At 40.7% G+C, this 17766-nt stretch carries 17 protein-coding genes; 15 read left to right on the top strand and 2 right to left on the bottom strand.

Annotation, left to right across the window (positions count from 1 at the left end):
- Positions 1 to 68: 68 nt before the first annotated feature.
- From FTT92_RS04600 to pyrF, 10 genes are all read left to right on the top strand, one after another.
- Positions 69 to 665, top strand: coding sequence for a 6-carboxytetrahydropterin synthase (locus tag FTT92_RS04600; protein WP_180171546.1), 597 nt, complete (start codon positions 69 to 71; stop codon positions 663 to 665).
- A 36-nt stretch (positions 666 to 701) separates the two neighbouring features.
- Positions 702 to 1415 (top strand): uracil-DNA glycosylase, encoded by a 714-nt coding sequence (gene ung / locus FTT92_RS04595; RefSeq protein WP_111885056.1) that lies wholly within the window; start codon positions 702 to 704, stop codon positions 1413 to 1415.
- The gene (locus FTT92_RS04590) at positions 1412 to 2533 is read left to right on the top strand and encodes an enoyl-CoA hydratase/isomerase family protein (protein ID WP_078188941.1); all 1122 of its coding nucleotides are present in this window, start codon (positions 1412 to 1414) and stop codon (positions 2531 to 2533) included. The genes ung and FTT92_RS04590 overlap by 4 nt, the downstream gene beginning before the upstream one ends.
- Positions 2534 to 2540: 7 nt before the next feature.
- On the top strand, positions 2541 to 3092 hold the full coding sequence (gene tadA, locus FTT92_RS04585; RefSeq protein WP_111885055.1) for a tRNA adenosine(34) deaminase TadA: 552 nt from the start codon (positions 2541 to 2543) through the stop codon (positions 3090 to 3092).
- 26 nt (positions 3093 to 3118) lie between these two features.
- Positions 3119 to 3550 (top strand): SRPBCC family protein, encoded by a 432-nt coding sequence (locus FTT92_RS04580; RefSeq protein WP_180171545.1) that lies wholly within the window; start codon positions 3119 to 3121, stop codon positions 3548 to 3550.
- Positions 3551 to 3567: 17 nt separating this feature from the next.
- Positions 3568 to 4251: a (d)CMP kinase gene (gene cmk / locus FTT92_RS04575; RefSeq protein WP_078193656.1), complete on the top strand. Its 684-nt coding sequence runs from the start codon at positions 3568 to 3570 to the stop codon at positions 4249 to 4251.
- 107 nt (positions 4252 to 4358) lie between these two features.
- Complete coding sequence (gene rpsA, locus FTT92_RS04570; RefSeq protein WP_078193655.1) at positions 4359 to 6038, top strand: 30S ribosomal protein S1; 1680 nt, start codon at positions 4359 to 4361, stop codon at positions 6036 to 6038.
- A 162-nt stretch (positions 6039 to 6200) separates the two neighbouring features.
- The gene (locus FTT92_RS04565) at positions 6201 to 6503 is read left to right on the top strand and encodes an integration host factor subunit beta (protein WP_067767464.1); all 303 of its coding nucleotides are present in this window, start codon (positions 6201 to 6203) and stop codon (positions 6501 to 6503) included.
- Positions 6504 to 6527: 24 nt separating this feature from the next.
- Entirely contained in the window at positions 6528 to 6893 is a 366-nt protein-coding gene (locus FTT92_RS04560; RefSeq protein WP_180023907.1) for a lipopolysaccharide assembly protein LapA domain-containing protein, read from the top strand.
- 243 nt (positions 6894 to 7136) lie between these two features.
- A complete protein-coding gene (pyrF, locus tag FTT92_RS04555; RefSeq protein ID WP_180171544.1) occupies positions 7137 to 7817 on the top strand; it encodes an orotidine-5'-phosphate decarboxylase in 681 nt (226 codons plus the stop codon).
- 77 nt (positions 7818 to 7894) lie between these two features.
- On the opposite strand, the gene FTT92_RS04550 is transcribed toward pyrF, so the two are convergent.
- Positions 7895 to 8803: a lysine exporter LysO family protein gene (locus FTT92_RS04550; protein WP_180171543.1), complete on the bottom strand. Its 909-nt coding sequence runs from the start codon at positions 8801 to 8803 to the stop codon at positions 7895 to 7897.
- A 49-nt stretch (positions 8804 to 8852) separates the two neighbouring features.
- Positions 8853 to 10382, bottom strand: a complete 1530-nt coding sequence (locus FTT92_RS04545) for an NAD(P)/FAD-dependent oxidoreductase (RefSeq protein ID WP_180171610.1) — start codon at positions 10380 to 10382, stop codon at positions 8853 to 8855.
- 157 nt (positions 10383 to 10539) lie between these two features.
- On the opposite strand from FTT92_RS04545, the gene FTT92_RS04540 reads away from it, so the two are divergent.
- The 5 genes from FTT92_RS04540 (at position 10540) to FTT92_RS04520 (ending at position 17591) form a co-directional block, all read left to right on the top strand.
- A complete protein-coding gene (locus FTT92_RS04540; protein WP_180007330.1) occupies positions 10540 to 11547 on the top strand; it encodes an AraC family transcriptional regulator in 1008 nt (335 codons plus the stop codon).
- A gap of 84 nt (positions 11548 to 11631) precedes the next feature.
- Positions 11632 to 12783: a cell division protein ZapE gene (gene zapE, locus FTT92_RS04535; protein WP_111885050.1), complete on the top strand. Its 1152-nt coding sequence runs from the start codon at positions 11632 to 11634 to the stop codon at positions 12781 to 12783.
- A gap of 526 nt (positions 12784 to 13309) precedes the next feature.
- A complete protein-coding gene (locus tag FTT92_RS04530) occupies positions 13310 to 15472 on the top strand; it encodes a malate synthase G (RefSeq protein ID WP_180171542.1) in 2163 nt (720 codons plus the stop codon).
- An 88-nt stretch (positions 15473 to 15560) separates the two neighbouring features.
- Complete coding sequence (locus tag FTT92_RS04525; RefSeq protein ID WP_180088573.1) at positions 15561 to 16037, top strand: hypothetical protein; 477 nt, start codon at positions 15561 to 15563, stop codon at positions 16035 to 16037.
- Between the two features lie 111 nt (positions 16038 to 16148).
- Positions 16149 to 17591, top strand: a complete 1443-nt coding sequence (locus FTT92_RS04520; protein ID WP_180171541.1) for an aldehyde dehydrogenase family protein — start codon at positions 16149 to 16151, stop codon at positions 17589 to 17591.
- Positions 17592 to 17766: the final 175 nt, after the last annotated feature.

The following is a 17766-nucleotide window of genomic DNA, read 5'->3' as shown; positions in this document are numbered from 1 at the left end:
TGCCTCTTGTTAGACTTTTGCATTATAATCTCTAAGAACCCATAGATTATTTGATTGCATTACGACACATGTTAATTCGTAAGTTATTTAAGTTTGAAAACGCGCATATCGTGCGTAATTGCACGTCAGACCGTTGCAAACGTTCCATTCATGGACACAGTTATAAAGTCGAACTATTACTCAAAGCGTCGAAACTTGACCATGGGCAAATGGTTTACGATTTCGGTTTGCTCAAAGGGGTAATTAAAGACTTATTTGACAGTTTTGATCACGCGATTTGTTTTTGGCAACATGATGATGCTGAGTACATTCGTGCCTGCAAGCAGTTCAGCGCACGTTGGGTTCAACTACCCGTATCGCCTTCAGCAGAACAGTTTTCACGGATCTTCTTTTACTTAGCACAACAAGTTCTAAAATCAACAGAAACTCAAAATGGTGAGGGTGATGTTGAGGTGTATTCTGTGATCGTGCATGAGACAGACACAGGCTATGCGCAAAGCTTCTTAGAAGATATCGATAACGCACAAATGGGGTTGTTGCAGTTAGATCAAATCGTCTTCTCCGAACAGGTTCAGTCGGAATGGAACGATACTCAAATGTATGAAAAATTAAAACAGGGTCAAAAATTTTTAAACCCTGCAGTTGATTTACAAGTTAGAATTTAAGTAAATATTTGGTTTTATTAGGATTGGTTAACAGTGATGTCTTTAACAGAAGAGCAACAAGCAAAACTCGCTAAAGTGCAGCTTGAGCCTAGCTGGAAATATGCCCTAAGTGAGTTTTTGCTTAGCCCCCGCATGGATGAGTTAAAAGACTTTCTGCTACAACAAATCAAACAGGATAAAGTGATTTATCCACCGAATCCGCTGATCTTTAATGCCCTAAACACGACACCTATGGCAAATGTAAAGGTGGTGATTTTAGGCCAAGACCCTTATCATGGGCCAAATCAGGCACATGGTTTAAGCTTTTCGGTACAAAAGGGGGTTGCATTACCACCTTCTTTACGTAATATTTTCCATGAGTTAAATGCTGACCTCGGGGTTCCTGTGTCAAAACATGGGGACTTAACACGCTGGGCAGAACAAGGTGTTTTGCTTTTAAATGCGGTACTGACTGTTGAGGCTGGGCAACCAACTTCACATCAAAAACGTGGCTGGGAAGATTTTACAGACCATGTGATTGATGTTTTAAATGAACAACGTGAGCATATTGTCTTTATTTTATGGGGGGCTTATGCACAGCGTAAGGGACAACGCATTGACCAAAATAAGCACTTAGTGCTAAAAGCCGCGCATCCATCTCCTTTGGCTGCAAACCGCGGTGGATTTTTTGGTTGTAAGGTGTTTTCAAAAAGTAATAATTATCTTAAACAAAATGGCATTGAGCCAATAGACTGGCAGCTGGACGCATGACTTATTCTCCCGTTTCAAAAAATTATCACCCAGATCTGATTGTTGAAGAAGCGAAAAAGGGCTGGCGCATTGTTCGCTTGAATCGCCCAAAATCGCTTCATGCATTAGATGAATCAATCTGTACAGCGTTGCTTGAAGTCTTTCAGGACTTTCAACACGACGATGCAGTAAAAGCGATTTGGTTAGATTCCACTACGCCAAAAGCATTTTGTGCAGGTGGCGATGTACGCAAATTGCGACAATTGGTGGTCAATGATGAAGTTGAAACGGCGAATAAATTCTTTGAACAAGAATATGCCCTAGATTTGCTGCTGCATAATTATGCAAAGCCGATTTTGGTTTGGGGTGAAGGTTATGTCATGGGTGGTGGCCTAGGTCTATTTATGGCCGCACCTTTCCGTTTGGTAACACCTTATTCACGTTTAGCAATGCCTGAAATTAATATCGGTTTGTATCCAGATGTGGGTGCGACGCGTTTCCTTGCTGACCGTGGTGCCATAGGGTTGTTTACTGGGTTAACCGGCTCGATTATGACCGCAGCAGGTGCTTATGGTATCGGTTGGGCAACGCATATTTGTGATGCACAGCGTGATAACGTACTTGAAACTGTCATCAATATTGATTGGGATCATTATCCAGCGGGTGATTTTCGTGCCATCGATGACACTTTAAATAGTATGCATCGTCCTGTGGGGCCGGGGCCATTACAAAATTCATTGGATGTGATTCAAAGTGTGTGCCGTGGGCATAATTTTGAACATGACTATGAATCAATTATAGGTTTAAGTGATGCGCGTAGTGATTGGTTGCGTCAAGCCAGTGAAAATCTACAAAAAGGTTCACCTGCAACCGCCGCATTAACATGGTTGTTGTGGCAGTGGGGCAAGCAGGTACATTCTTGGAATGAAGTGTTTGAACTTGAAACCCAAATTTCGGATTGGAAAATTCGTCATGCAGACTTTGTGGAAGGTGTGCGCGCACGTCTAGTCGATAAAGACCTCTCTCCAGAATGGAAAAAAGGTACAGATCTTTCCCTTAAAGGGATTTTGGCTGATGAGCCTCCTGTAACCAATATTGACAGTTGGAATGCACTGTTAAGACAGTATGGTGTAATTTAATTAATTGATGTCTGAACAAAATCTATATAGTGATGAACATTGGATGCAGCTTGCTTTCGAGCAGGCTGCTCAAGCTGCCGAATTGCAAGAAATTCCTGTAGGCGCAGTCATTGTGAGTCAAAATCAAGTCATAGGTGCAGGGTTTAATGCGCCGATTTCTCTGAAAGATCCCACCGCACATGCGGAAGTACAAGCTTTGCGTCAAGCTTGTTTGAATATCGATAATTACCGATTACCTGACGACGCAACTTTATATGTAACTTTAGAGCCATGCACGATGTGTGTGGGCGCTTTGGTACATTCAAGAATAAAACGAGTGGTATTTGCGACGACTGAGCCTAAAGCAGGTTCTTTGGTCAGTTCGCGCCAATTGTTAAATTCAGGCTACTATAATCATATCTTTGAGTTTGAGCATGGTTGCCTACAAGAGCAATGCTCTCAACAATTAAGTGATTTTTTTAAAATGCGTCGTGAACAAAAACGACTGATGAAGTTACAGGAAAAAGCCACTTTGACTGAACTTAATTTAAAAAACCAAGTAAACTCTACTGACAATTAATATTGTCAAATAAAATAGGGTACAACATGAAATCCATTCAAGTAAAAAAAGAATTTAATGCACCGGTCGAGCAGGTTTTTGAATTACTTTCAAAACATTCGACCTATAACGTGGCTTTTGCGCCGATTCAAGTGGTGCGCGTAAAAGATTCAGCAGATCCTGAACGTCCTGATGGTGTAGGTTCTGTACGTCGTATGGGCTTTGGGCCCGTGAAGCCATTACAAGAGCAAATTACTTTGCTTGAGCCAAACCAACGTATTGAATATAAAATTATTAAAAATCCATTGGTGAAACATCATTTGGGCATGATTCAATTCGAAGCGATCGATGCCGGGCGTACTTTAGTCACTTATACGATTGAATTACAGACGCGTGCGCCATTCGTTAGTCAATTAATCCTTGCGCAACTGAAGTCAGCGATTAAAATTGGTTTTTCAAAACTTGCAAAAACCGTATAAACAAAAGTGGAAGAGCAATGACAGTTCAAATCATTACAATTGATGGCCCAAGTGGCTCAGGTAAAGGAACATTGGCAGCAAAAATTGCGGCACATTATCAGTTCCACTTACTCGACTCAGGTGCGTTATATCGTCTGTTGGGATTGTCATTGCATAAGCAAGACTTAATTGATGCATTAGACTCTAAGCTCGATGAATGCGTAAAAATTGCAACAAATTTAGACATACAATTTGTGACAAATGAAGCAGGTGTTTCGGTGCTTTTAGATGGTGAAGATGTCTCAAAAGTTATCCGTACTGAGAGAGTCGGAGAGTTTGCTTCAAAAGTTGCTGCAATTCCTGCACTTAGAACTGCGCTTTTAGAACGTCAGCATGCCTTTGCTCAAGCACCTGGTTTGGTTGCAGACGGCCGTGATATGGCGACAACGATTTTTCCAAATGCTCAAGCCAAGATTTATTTAACGGCTTCTGCTCAGTCCCGTGCGGAGCGCCGTGTAAATCAGTTGCAGGCTATGGGCGTGGATGTTAAAATAAACGACATTTTAGCTAATATCGAAGCGCGTGATAAGCGAGATATGGAACGCGCAGTCGCTCCACTCAAGCCTGCGCCAGATGCTTACTTCATTGATAGTTCAACTTTAAGTATTGATGAAGTATTCACGCTGATGACGAATTACATCGATCAGCAATTAGCAAACTAAAGAATTTTCAGCAGAAGCATAGCTTGATCAGTCTTATACGGACTATGTAGACGCTTAATTAAACCGGCCTTGTCTGATCCAAGACCGCTGACTTTACTAGGTATATCATGACCGAATCTTTTGCAGCCCTCTTTGAAGAAAGCGAATTAAACCTCAACGTTGAAAAGGGTGCTGTCATCCAAGGCGTTGTAGTAAGCATCGACTCTGACTGGGTAACAGTTGACACTGGCCTTAAATCAGAAGGTATTGTTGACCGCGCTGAATTCTTAAATGAACAACGTGAACTTGAAGTTCAAGTTGGCGACACTGTTGATGTAGTTGTTGAAGCTCTTGACAACGGTATGGGTCAAACAGTTTTATCACGTGAAAAAGCTAAACGTGCTGAAACTTGGACTAAACTTGAAAAAATCTTTGAAGACGGCGAAATCGTTACTGGTGTTATCTCTGGTAAGGTTAAAGGCGGTTTCACTGTTGACATCGGTCCAGTTCGTGCGTTCCTTCCAGGTTCTTTAGTTGATACTCGTCCTATTCGTGATACTACTCACTTAGAAGGTAAAGAGTTAGAATTTAAAGTAATCAAACTAGATGCTAAACGTAACAACGTTGTTGTATCTCGTCGTGCTGTTATGGAAGCTGAATCTTCAGCTGACCGTGAAGCTCTTCTTGCTCAGCTTGAAGAAGGTCAAACAGTTACTGGTACTATCAAAAATCTTACTGACTACGGCGCGTTCGTTGACCTTGGCGGTATTGATGGTCTTCTTCACATCACTGACATGGCTTGGAAACGTATCAAGCATCCTTCAGAAGTTGTTGAAGTTGGTCAAGAAGTTACTGTTAAAGTACTTAAATTCGACCGCGAACGTAACCGCGTATCTTTAGGCCTTAAACAATTAGGCGAAGATCCATGGTTAGCGATCATGAACCGTTACCCTAAAGGTTCTATCGTTAAAGCTCGTGTAACTAACTTAACTGACTACGGTTGCTTCGCTGAAATCGCTGAAGGCGTTGAAGGCTTAGTACACGTTTCAGAAATGGACCACACTAACAAAAACATCCACCCATCTAAAGTTGTTCAGATCGGTGACGAAGTTGACGTTATGGTTCTTGAAGTTGATGAAGAGCGTCGTCGTATTTCTCTTGGTATCAAACAAACTCGTGCTAACCCATGGGAAGAGTTTGCTAAAGAACACGACAAAGGTGAAAAAGTTTCAGGTACTATCAAGTCAATCACTGACTTCGGTATCTTCATCGGTTTACCAGGCGGTATCGATGGTTTAGTTCACTTGTCTGACATTTCTTGGAACGAACAAGGCGAAGAAGCTATCCGTCGTTACAAGAAAGGTGACACAGTTGAAGCGGTTATCCTTTCAGTAGACGCTGAAGGCAACCGTATCAGCCTTGGCATCAAACAAATGAACAGCGATCCGTTCAACGATTTCTTAGCTGCTAACGAACGCGGTGCGCTTGTTAAAGGTACTGTAACTGCAGTTGACGCTAAAGGCGCTACTGTTAAGTTAGCTGACGAAGTTGAAGCGACTCTTAAAGCATCTGAAATCAACCGCGACCGCGTTGAAGATGCAACTAAGTTCCTTGAAGTTGGTCAAGAAGTTGAAGCTAAAATCATCAACGTAGACCGCAAATCACGTTCTATCAACTTGTCTATCAAAGCGAAAGACGAAGCTGAAGAAAAAGAAGCAGTAGCTAACTTGAACAAGACAGCTACAGCAACTTCAGACAATGGTCCTAAGACTATTGGTGATTTGATCAAAGCTCAAATGAACCACTAAGTAAGTGTTTGAATTGTATTGTTAATGTAAATTAATTAATATATTTTACACAATTACTGTAACGGTAGCGTAGTAAGTGATTATTACGCTACCGTTTTGTATTTAAACAGGTTATTATCGGGAAACTGATCCTAGGTAGCTTGATAATTAAAGAGGTCGCAGATGACTACTGAAGCACTTAATAAGTCTGACTTAATAGAGCGTATTTCTCTTAAAAACCCACACTTAGCTGAACCCTTAGTGGAAGAGGCCGTTAAGATAATGATCGATCAAATGATCGAAGCTTTGTCTACAGACAACCGAATTGAAATCCGTGGTTTTGGTAGTTTTGCATTACATCACCGTGAACCACGTGTGGGTCGTAACCCAAAAACCGGCAAATCAGTTGAAGTTGCAGCAAAAGCTGTACCGCACTTTAAACCTGGTAAAGCTTTACGTGATGCGGTAAACGAATCTGCAAACTAATTCAAAACATTGTTAGGGGTGTTTATGCGTTACGTATTGGTCGTAATTCTACTAGTCCTATTTGGATACTCATTGGCTTTGGTTCTGCAAAACGGCACTGAACTTTCAGTCGATTTGTTGTTTACACAAGTGCCTGCAATGCGTTTAGGGCTTTTATTGCTATTAACATTGTCATTAGGTTTGGTTTTAGGTCTTTTATTGGCAGTGCAAGTATTCCGAGTATTTCAAAATAACTGGGAAATTAAACGTCTACGTAAAGATATTGAGCGCCTACGTAAAGAGCAAATTCAAACTGCTCAACTGGCTGCTGCTGAAGCGGCTGCACATACACGTCATGAAAAAACAGTTTTAGATATTGATGCAAATGAGCGTCCTTCTAACCCGTTATAATTGGGTTTATGAAGTAAATTAACTACTTTTATGAGTATAGTTAAATTTTATATTAAACACTCTGGTGGATCATCGGGGTGTTTTTTTTTTATGGGCTGAAAAAATAAGCCATATATCTTAAATAAAATAATGAGATAGCTAAATTCAAATTAATCATTTCAATTAACATGAGTTTTATGACTTTCTGATCAAGTTGAATCCATCTATAATGCACTAATTTTGTTAAAATGAAGGGTAAGTCTCTTGAGTATCATCGTTGCACTAGATGCTAAAAGCCAATATGACGCACTTACAATTGCAGAGCAGTTAGATCCTGCATTATGTCGAGTTAAGGTTGGTAAAGAGTTATTTACCCATGAGGGTTCAAGTATCGTTAAAGCATTGCACGATAAAGGTTTTGAAGTATTTCTAGATCTTAAATTCCATGATATTCCAAACACCACAGCACAAGCAGTTTGTGCAGCTGCGGATATGGGGGTGTGGATGGTCAATGTCCATGCATCAGGTGGCCGTAAAATGATGGAAACCTGTGTAGAGCGCCTGAAGGCGGGCAATTACAATACTCAGCTAATTGCTGTTACGGTTTTGACATCAATGGGTCGTGAAGATCTTGCGGAATTAGGCTTAGACGTGGAACCTTTTGAACATGTGAAGCGTCTTGCGACTTTAACGAAAGAAAGTGGTTTGGATGGTGTAGTTTGTTCGGCACAAGAAGCGAAAATGTTACGTGAAACTTTGGGTGCTGACTTTGCATTGGTAACACCGGGTATCCGTCCTAAGGGTTCTGCAGCGGATGATCAAAAACGAATTGTGACACCTAAACAAGCCATGCTTGATGGTTCTACACATTTGGTGATTGGCCGTCCAATTACTAAATCGGATAATATGCGTCAGACTTTAAAAGATATTTTGGCGACACTTTAATATTTACCCTCTCTCTAACTCTCTCCCAAAGGGAGAGAGAAAGTCCTCTCCCTTTGGGAGAGGATTTAGGTGAGGGGTTAGATAGCCGCCAATATACTTACCAATATAGGTGCAAGGACAGAAAGGATAAAGCCGCTGACCATGGCATGTGGAATAAAATCATTCCCACAGGCTTGTTTGACCATAGGTAGGGTGACATCCATGGCTGTTGCACCCGCAGATGAAATTGCAGAGCGTGGGTAACGCCAGCCAATAATATACATAAATACAATCGCAAAAATTTCTCTGAATAAATCATTCATCAGCGCGATACTGCCTAGATGCGCATTTTTTAATTCAGTCACGACGATGCCTGTCATCGAATAGAAACCATAACCTTGTGACAGCATAATCAAATCTTTCAGGCTGATTTGTGGCAATAGATAGGCAGCAGCAAAAGCGCCCAAAAGTGAACCGACGATACAGCCGAGTGGAACAAGTAGAATTTTCCAATTTAACCAAGAACGATCGAGCGGTGAGTAGGCGAGATCAAGCCCAATCAGAAACATGAAAACTAAAAGTAGATCCCAAGTACTCATATGTGGCTTAAGATTAAAATGTGCTGCCATTTCGGCAAAAGCATAACCTAAACCTAATGCAATAAAAGCATAGCTAATATTGATGAGTGAGCTTGTTACCAACTGCATGGACACTTTGCCATGACTGGGTTTATAGCCTAAAAGCTTAAACAAAATATAGCAGCAAATCAAAGCACCCATTGAGGTCAATAGTGCAATAAGTACTGATGAAGAGAGGATTTGCAGAGGTGCTGGAATAGTGTGTAATGTTTCAGAAAATTCGATCGCAATCGCAAATAACAAAATATAAGTAAAGTACGGCAGGAGTTTAAAGGCGATTTTTTCAAGCCAAGTGGGTAGGCGACGTGCAAGAATAAAACCAAGCCCTAAACAGGCTAAGAGCTGGAAAATCAACCAGAAAGATTGCATACAAAAATAGGCAGATAATGAATACCTGCCTATTATGACCTGTTATTGCTTAAGCTGCATGACTAGATTTTGTTTTACTGAGGAGTCGAAAATCGGCTGGATTTATTTTTCGAGTAGCCAGCCAATATTTCCATGTATAAGTTGGCCACAGTGCAAAATTTTTACCGCCATTTTGTTGATACCAGCTCACGCAGCCTGATTGCCATACCGTGCCATCAAGCATGTCTTGTACATGAGTGTTAAATTGATCTTGCACCTGATCTTTAACAGCGATGGCTTGAACATTAGATTTTGAAACCAATTGCATCATTTGTAAGATGTAATCGACTTGTGCCTCAATCATAAATACCACTGAATTATGGGCAAGTACGGTATTGGGGCCTAATAATTGGAACAGATTTGGAAAGCCTTTGGTGCAAATGCCATAAAAGCTTTCTGCGCCAGCCTGCCACACTTGTTTGAGTTCTTGAGCATTTTCACCAATACATTCAAATGATTTTAAATAAATTCTTGGATCGGTAATAAAGCCAGTCCCATAGATTAAGCAGTCAATTTCACGGGATTTTCCATCTTTGGTAATAATGGCATTTTCAGTGATTTCTTGTATTGCATCACTGACCAATTCCACATTAGGTCGATTAAAGGTTGGAAAGTATTTATTAGAAATTAAAATGCGTTTACAACCCATGATGTAGTTTGGCGTTAGTTTCTTGGCAAGTTCAGCATCTTTCACTTGGTACTTAATATACAGTTCTGCAAGTTTTTGCGCATACTTCATGGTGGTCGGTTTAACAATTGGCACGACACGTGATTCGTTGGTCCAATACAGGCGAGCACGGTGAATTTTTCGAAACCAATCATATTTTTTAAATAGTAATTTTTCTAAACCATGATAACTACGCTCATCTCGTGGAATGACCCAAGCCGCGGTACGCTGAAAAACATACAGTTGCTTTGTTTGTGGTGCGATTTCAGGAATGTATTGGATGGCACTGCCGCCTGTACCAATCGATGCGACCTTTTTACCTGCTAATGGATATTGATGATCCCATTGAGAAGAATGGAACACTTTACCCTTAAATTTTTCAATACCTAGAATATGTGGAATTTGTGGGACATGTAACGGGCCAGATGCAAAAATCACATATTGAGCGGTAATTTTAACGCCATCTTTGAGTTCTAAATGCCAGTCACAGGTTGATTCATTGTATTTGCTTGAAAGCACTTCACTGTTAAAGCGACAGAATTGTTTTAAATTATATTCACGGGTGACGTGTTGGATATAGTCAAATATTTCCGGCGCTTCGGCGTAACGCTTTGACCAATCTGTTTTGGGTGCAAAAGAAAGTGAATACATATGTGATTGCACATCACACGCAGCGCCAGGGTAGCGGTTTTCACGCCAGGTTCCACCAAAATCATTGGCTTTTTCGAGGATCAGAAAATCTTGATTGCTTTGTTGTAAAAGTCGTATCGCCATAGCAATACCACCAAAACCACCGCCGATGATGGCGATTTGTGTATGTATTTCAGAATTGGCTTTTGGGGTTTGCACTGTTTTTGTTTGCGCTTCCTGCATCATTTTTTTAATTCCAAGCGAGATTACAGGCTAAGCATACTTGAGTTCATAACCAGAACAATATGATTGAGGTGACAGAAAAATTGATCGAAACGGCAATGTTCATAATTGCAAATTTGTAGTAAAAAAGAAGAAATTTAATGTCATTTTACGATTTATGAAACGATCTATTCTAAGCCTGATGTATTTAGTACAAGGAATGCGTAAAGCAGGCGTAGATGTCGATCAACGTTTGCAAACCATTGGGCTACGTGTCGATGCACTCGATCCTACTTCAGTGATTCATCCGAGTTTGGAGTGGGATGTACTGAAAGTCATTGGTAAAGATGTAGAACCTGAGCAAGGGTTATTTATTGGTCAGCATTATACGTTGGCGGGTTATGGTCCGTTGCTGATGTTATTGGTCACCAGTGATACTTTACGCCAAGCTTTAAATCAGGGAATTCGCTTTCAACAGTTGACGCATCTAACTGGGCGTTTGAGTTTGCAAATCAGTCAGCATAAAGTGGCTTTATGCTACCAACCACAAGATGTGTATGCGACACTGGGTGCATTATTGGCGCATTCAGAGATTTCAGGAACGTATAAATTCATCCGTGATCTGTACAAAATGATGGGGCTATCTACGCCACAAGTTCAAATTGATTTGCCATTTGCTGAACCCAAAGATCCCGAAAAATTAAAAATGTTTACTGATTATTATGGCTCTCAAGTTCGATTTGGTGCGCCATTTGCGGCATTTTGGTTCGATGAAGATGTTTTAGATATTCGGATCCCTTCCGCAGATATTATTACTTTTCGATTATATGAGTCGAAATGTATTGCGGAGTTAGAACGTTTAAGCGCCGATGAAGATGCGCCATCATTGGTTCAACGTGTGCAAGATTATTTGGAATTACAAAGTGGTGCGATGCCAAGTATGGCAGCAACTGCTCAAGCGTTGAACTTGCCTGAAAGAACTTTGCGTCATCAACTGCAACAGTTAAATACCAGTTATAAGCAAATTCGTGAAGATATTATTAAAGATAAAGCACTCCGTATGATTGAATATAATGAATATTCAATTGAAATGATTGCAGAATTGCTGGGCTATTCAGAACCTGCGGCGTTTAATCATGCGTTTAAACGTTGGTTTGGGCATAGTCCGAGACAATATAATAAATAGCCAATGCGCTTTACTGCCAAAGTGTTATATCTTCGAGTTTATTCTTCGTTATAATTCATTTAGCCCAAAAAAGTATTTAATGATATGTCAGATTTTCAGTCACCACACAACACCGCATTTACTCCGATTTCACCGGCTGAGCGTTATGCTCAAGCCTTAGCATCTGGTCAGTTTTTACCAGATCAGGAACAGGCGCAAGCGGTGCATGAGTTGGATCGAGTTTGGCAAGAATTAATCCAACGTTTTAAGGCTTCTAAAAAAGCGTTTCGTCGTTTCCGTCGTCAAACTGCACCGAAAGGGGTGTATATGTGGGGCGGTGTAGGACGTGGTAAAACGTGGCTGATGGATCAGTTTTATGATTCTGTGCCATTTCGACGCAAAACACGTATGCATTTCCATCACTTTATGCAGTACGTACACCGTGAATTAAATAAGCTTTCAGGTCAGCGTAATCCACTAGACCTTGTTGCCGACCAAATTTATAAAGAAGCGGTCGTGATCTGCTTTGATGAATTCTTTGTATCCAATGTTACGGATGCGATGATTTTGAGCGATCTGTTCCAAAAATTATTTACGCGTGGGATCACCCTTGTTGCAACATCTAACATCGCACCAGATGGTTTGTATAAAAACGGGATCCACCGTGACCGTTTTATCCCAACCATCGAAATGGTAAAAAAGAACTGTGTGATTTTAAATGTAGACTCAGGCGTAGACTATCGTTTACGTGTATTGAAACAAGCGCAGTTATTTAAGTCACCGTTAACACATGAACATAAGTTGTGGATGGCACAGCGTTTTACAGCATTAACGCAAACCCAAACAGTTTCACAAGAGCCAATTATTATTAATCAGCGTATTGTGGAAACCATTGGTCATACGGAAGATGTACTGTGGTGTGAATATTCTGAACTTTGCCTAAAACCACGTAGCCCAGCGGACTTTATTGAAATTGCCAATATTTATAATACGGTCTTGGTGAGTAATGTGCCGCACATGACGGATTATTTGTCTGAAGGGACTCGTCGTTTTATCTATCTAGTTGATGAGTTTTATGACCGTGGTGTGAAGTTGTTGCTTACTTCAGAAGATACGATTATTGAATTATATCAAGGTGAAAAATTGGCATTTGAAATTGAGCGTACACGTTCGCGCTTATTGGAAATGCAATCTGATGATTATCTACATACCTCTCACCGTCAAATCAATGCACCAGAATCTACGGCAGAAAATTAAGCGTTTCTGTTGGAATGAAAAAAGAACGTCTTGATGGCGTTCTTTTTTTTTGATTTTTAGTTTTAGATTACATGCATAGATAAGAAAAAGTATAGATCGAACAATCGGCTTTAAAAGCGAGGTCGGAAGATAAAAGCATCATTTAATAAGAAGAAGGGTTGTTTAATAATTCATCGATAAAAGCGTTAAATTTAAACTGATTGGTTGAAGTTGTAGCATCGACATTGGCAGCATTTCATGGCTTAATCGAGTGAGTTTGTTTGACGCTTGGGTCTATTTGTTCAGTTTTAGAACAAAATTCTGCACTTAAGTCTAATTTCGACATTTCAAAAACTTTATACACTGTAAAAAGGTATTCAGGCTGATGATGACGTCGTATTTCTGATCTTTATTATGTTGAATGATGAGGGTATTTCATTACATAGAAAATGATCATTATTTAGGAATGTGATAGTACTATTCAGCAAAGTATAAATGGGTATACTAGAATCTCTTGTTATAAAAAATAGCAATATCAGGAAAGACAATGACTGCACGTATTCAAAAAGGCAAGTTAGCGATTGCTAAAGAACTTTACGATTTCATCGAAAATGAAGCACTACCGGGTTCAGGTTTAGACAGTGAAACTTACTGGAAAAATTTTGAACAAGTCGTTGTCGATCTTAGCCCAAAGAACAAAGCACTATTGGCTAAGCGTGACGACATTCAAGCGAAAATTGATGAATGGCACCGCAACAACAAATTTGAACTCGAAGCTTACAAAGCTTTCCTTACTGAAATTGGCTACTTATTACCAGAAGTAGAAGATTTCCAAATCAGCACAGAAAATGTAGACGAAGAAATCGCATTATTGGCTGGTGCGCAATTAGTAGTGCCTGTACGTAATGCACGTTACTGCTTAAACGCTGCGAACGCACGTTGGGGTTCACTCTACGATGCTCTTTACGGTTTTGACGTGATCTCAGAAGAAGGTGGCGCGGAAAAAGGTAAGGGCTATAACCCAGCTCGTGGCGCAAAAGTTATCGAATTTGCTAAAAACTTCTTAAATGAAACTTTCCCGCTAGCTAATGGTTCGCATGCAGATGCAACTAAATATGCGGTAGAAGGCAAAAAGTTAGTTGTAAGCCTAAAAGATGGCTCAACTGCAACTTTAGCGAAAGAAGCTCAGTTTGTTGGTTTTAATGGTGACGAAGCTGCGCCAACTGAAATTGTACTTTTAAACAATGGTTTGCATGTAATCATTGAAATTGATGCGACGAGCCCAATTGGTTCAACTGATGCTGCGGGTGTTAAAGACTTAGTTCTTGAAGCTGCGGTAACCACAATTCAAGACTTAGAAGACTCAATTGCAGCAGTTGATGCTGAAGAGAAAGTTGAAGGCTACCGTAACTGGTTAGGCTTAATGAAAGGTACGCTTTCTGAGTCAATCGAGAAAAATGGTAAGACCATCACGCGTACATTAAATAAAGATCGTACGCACAAAAATTTAATCGGTGGTGAAACTACGCTTCACGGTCGTTCATTGATGTTGCTTCGTAATGTGGGTCATTTGATGACAAACCCTGCGATCCTTGTCGATGGCGAAGAAATTTATGAAGGTATCATGGATGCCTTGGTTACTCCGCTTCTTACGATTGCTGACATCCGTGGTGAAAACACGATTAAGAACTCGCGTAAAGGTTCAATGTATATCGTGAAGCCAAAAATGCACGGTCCAGAAGAAGTTGCATTTGCAGTTGAATTATTTGAGCGTGCTGAACAAGCGCTTGGTCTACCTGCGAAGACTTTGAAAATCGGTATCATGGACGAAGAACGTCGTACTTCTGTGAACTTGAAAAACTGTATCGCGCAAGCGAAAGATCGTACGATCTTTATTAATACAGGTTTCATGGACCGCACGGGTGATGAAATCCATACTTTCATGGAAGCAGGTCCATTCGTTCGTAAAGGCGAAGTGAAGTCTCAAATCTGGTTCCCTGCATATGAAAACCGTAACGTGATGATCGGTCTTCAAGCCGGCTTACGTGGTAAAGCACAAATCGGTAAAGGCATGTGGCCAAAACCAGATATGTTGCTTGATATGTATAAAACGAAAATTGAGCATCCAGAAGCTGGCGCAAGCTGTGCATGGGTTCCGTCTCCATCTGGTGCTGTTATTCACGCGATCCATTACCACCAGTGCAATGTTTCTGAGCGTCAAAAAGAGTTGTTGAATACTCAACCGCTATCTTTAGATGACTTGTTAACACCGCCTTTAGCGACAGATACAAACTGGTCTGAAGAAGAGAAAACCAAAGAGCTCGAAAATAACCTTCAAGGTATCTTGGGTTATGTGGTTCGTTGGGTTGATTTGGGTGTAGGTTGTTCAAAAGTTCTAGACATCAACAACGTTGGTTTGATGGAAGACCGTGCAACTTTACGTATTTCTTCTCAACACGTTGCAAACTGGTTACGTCACGGTATCGTAACTGCTGAGCAAGTTGAAGAAGTATTTAAGCGCATGGCGAAAGTTGTGGATGAGCAAAATGCCAACGATCCACTTTACACACCAATGGCACCAAGCTTTGATGGTTATGCATACAAAGCTGCTTATGATTTAGTATTCAAAGGTGGCGAGCAGCCTTCTGGTTATACAGAGCCGCTTCTTCATGCTTACCGTTTAAAATTAAAAGGTTATACAGGTGACTAATCTGTAAATCAAAAAAAGCCTCTTCGGAGGCTTTTTTTATTGCTTGAGAAAGTTAGAATGTCGACATAAAAAATGAAAAGGAAACTCCATGTATTTATGGAATGTAAATCGGTTAGTGGATGATATAAGACTGAATAAAGTCTCTGAAAGCCATTATAAAAACTATTATATTGCCAGCTCAATATTGATTTTCTTTAGTTATTTAGCGCTGACCTTAACCCCAGAATCCAAACCTACAGAAGCTTGGGCTTCGTTTGTTTTACAAGTTGGTCTGCTGATTAGCTGGGTGAATGCCATATTTAAAGCCAATGGCGGCGAGCAAGGCCGAGATTTTTTAAAGCGCTTTATTGCATTGTATTTGCCCGTAACGATTCAGAGTTTAGTCCTGTTTATCTTGATCGCTGTTGTTGTCGAAGGGCTGTTACCCATGTTGACCCTAAACATGGAGGAGGCTGCGCTTGAGCAACTCACCACAGTTAAAGATCTAAGTTTTGAAGTCATCATTAGCTGTTATATTTATTGGCGAATCTATAAAGCGATGCGGCAGATTCATCAGCCTGTTTAAAGTATAAGGTTGTAAAAGAAATTAATTATAAAGTTTTATCCTGTTTTTCTCATAGCTTTTCAATGCTGAAGCCTTTACATTGGAATGAATGATAAAAATGGGATGGAAACGATGTCAGCTTATACCGCATTAGATTTGCAATATATTGGTGGGCAATGGCGAGCAGGGACTTCAACGCGTCACATCAAAAATATAAATCCCTTTAGCCAAGCAGAGATTTTTGAATTGCAGGCAGCCAGCAGTGTCGATGTAGACAGTGCTTATAGTGCGGCAGAAGCAGCATTTAAATCAGAAAAGACCAAGTCTGTTAAAGTACGTCAGCAAGTTATCAACAAATTAGCTCAAACCATTCAGCAGCGCAGAGAAGAAATTATTCAATGGCTGATAGATGAATCTGGGAGTACACGTTTAAAAGCCAATATTGAAGTTGATGCGGCGCTCGGCATTATCCAAGAATCGCTGAGTTTTCCTGAAAAAATGCAAACCACGCAGTTGGAGAGTAAAGATCCGAGTCGAAAGAGTTTTGTCTTGCGCAAACCCTTGGGTGTCATTGCGGTGATTAGCCCTTGGAATTTTCCATTTCATTTGTCGATGCGTTCTGTGGTGACTGCGATTGCTTGCGGCAATAGTGTGGTGCTGAAGCCTGCAAGTGACACGCCAGTGACAGGTGGAACGTTACTCGGGAAATTATTTGAAGAAGCGGGTTTGCCGCATGGCGTATTAAATGTTGTTGCAGGCAGCGGCACTGAAATTGGCGACTATTTTGTAGAGCATCCTGTGCCTAAAATGATTTCATTTACAGGTTCAACTGAAGTGGGTCAACAGGTGGGGGTGAAAGCGCTAGGAAGTTCACGGATTAAGCGTTTAGCGCTGGAACTTGGCGGCAATGCGCCTTTGGTGATTTTAGATGATGCAGATTTAAATTTAGCCGTTGAACTGACCGTGATGGGGCGGTTTTTGCATCAAGGGCAAATCTGCATGAGTACCAATCGAGTGATTGTGGATGAATCCTTGCACGATGCTTATGTTGAAAAATTAATTAAACGGGTAAAAAGCATTGTGGTTGGTGATCCGAATGATGCCGAAACCCTGATAGGGCCTATCATTAATAAGTCGCAAATCGATAAATTAAAAACTATTATTCAAAATGCCATTCAGCAAGATGCAATTTTAGCCTACGCAGGTGTTATTGAAGGTCAATTGGTTGCACCGCATATTTTCACCCATGTGGATGCACATGCTGATATTGCATTAGAAGAAAGTTTTGGGCCAATCTTGCCGATTTTAAAAGCGCGAGATGAAGCGCATGCACTAGAATTGGCAAATTCAACCCGATTTGGTTTGTCGAGTGCAGTATGTACCTCAAACCTAGCACGCGGCGGAGAGTTTGCTGCCAAACTCGATATAGGCATGACGCATATCAATGGCATCAGTGTGGCGGATCATTCTAATGCACCCTTTGGTGGTGAACGTAATTCAGGGCTTGGTCGTTTTAATGGTGAGTGGATATTTGAGGAATTCACCCGCACCCATTGGCAAACGTTCCCTGCTTAAGGTAGCAAAGTGAAGTCTATTTTATCTTGTGCAATAGACTTCACTGCAGGTTCTGTTATGCAGGACATTTCGAGTTTATTTCCTTGAAATATCAGGAAGTATATAGTACCAAAAACGACTCCAACGTGTTTTGTAATACAGAAAAGAGCCAATATCTTGGCTTGAACAATTATCC

Source organism: Acinetobacter sp. YH12023 (assembly GCF_013420135.1).
Classification (GTDB): Bacteria; Pseudomonadota; Gammaproteobacteria; order Pseudomonadales; family Moraxellaceae; genus Acinetobacter; species Acinetobacter amyesii.
Note: the sequence above shows the minus strand (reverse complement) of the source record. Positions and strands in the feature narration are given on the sequence as shown.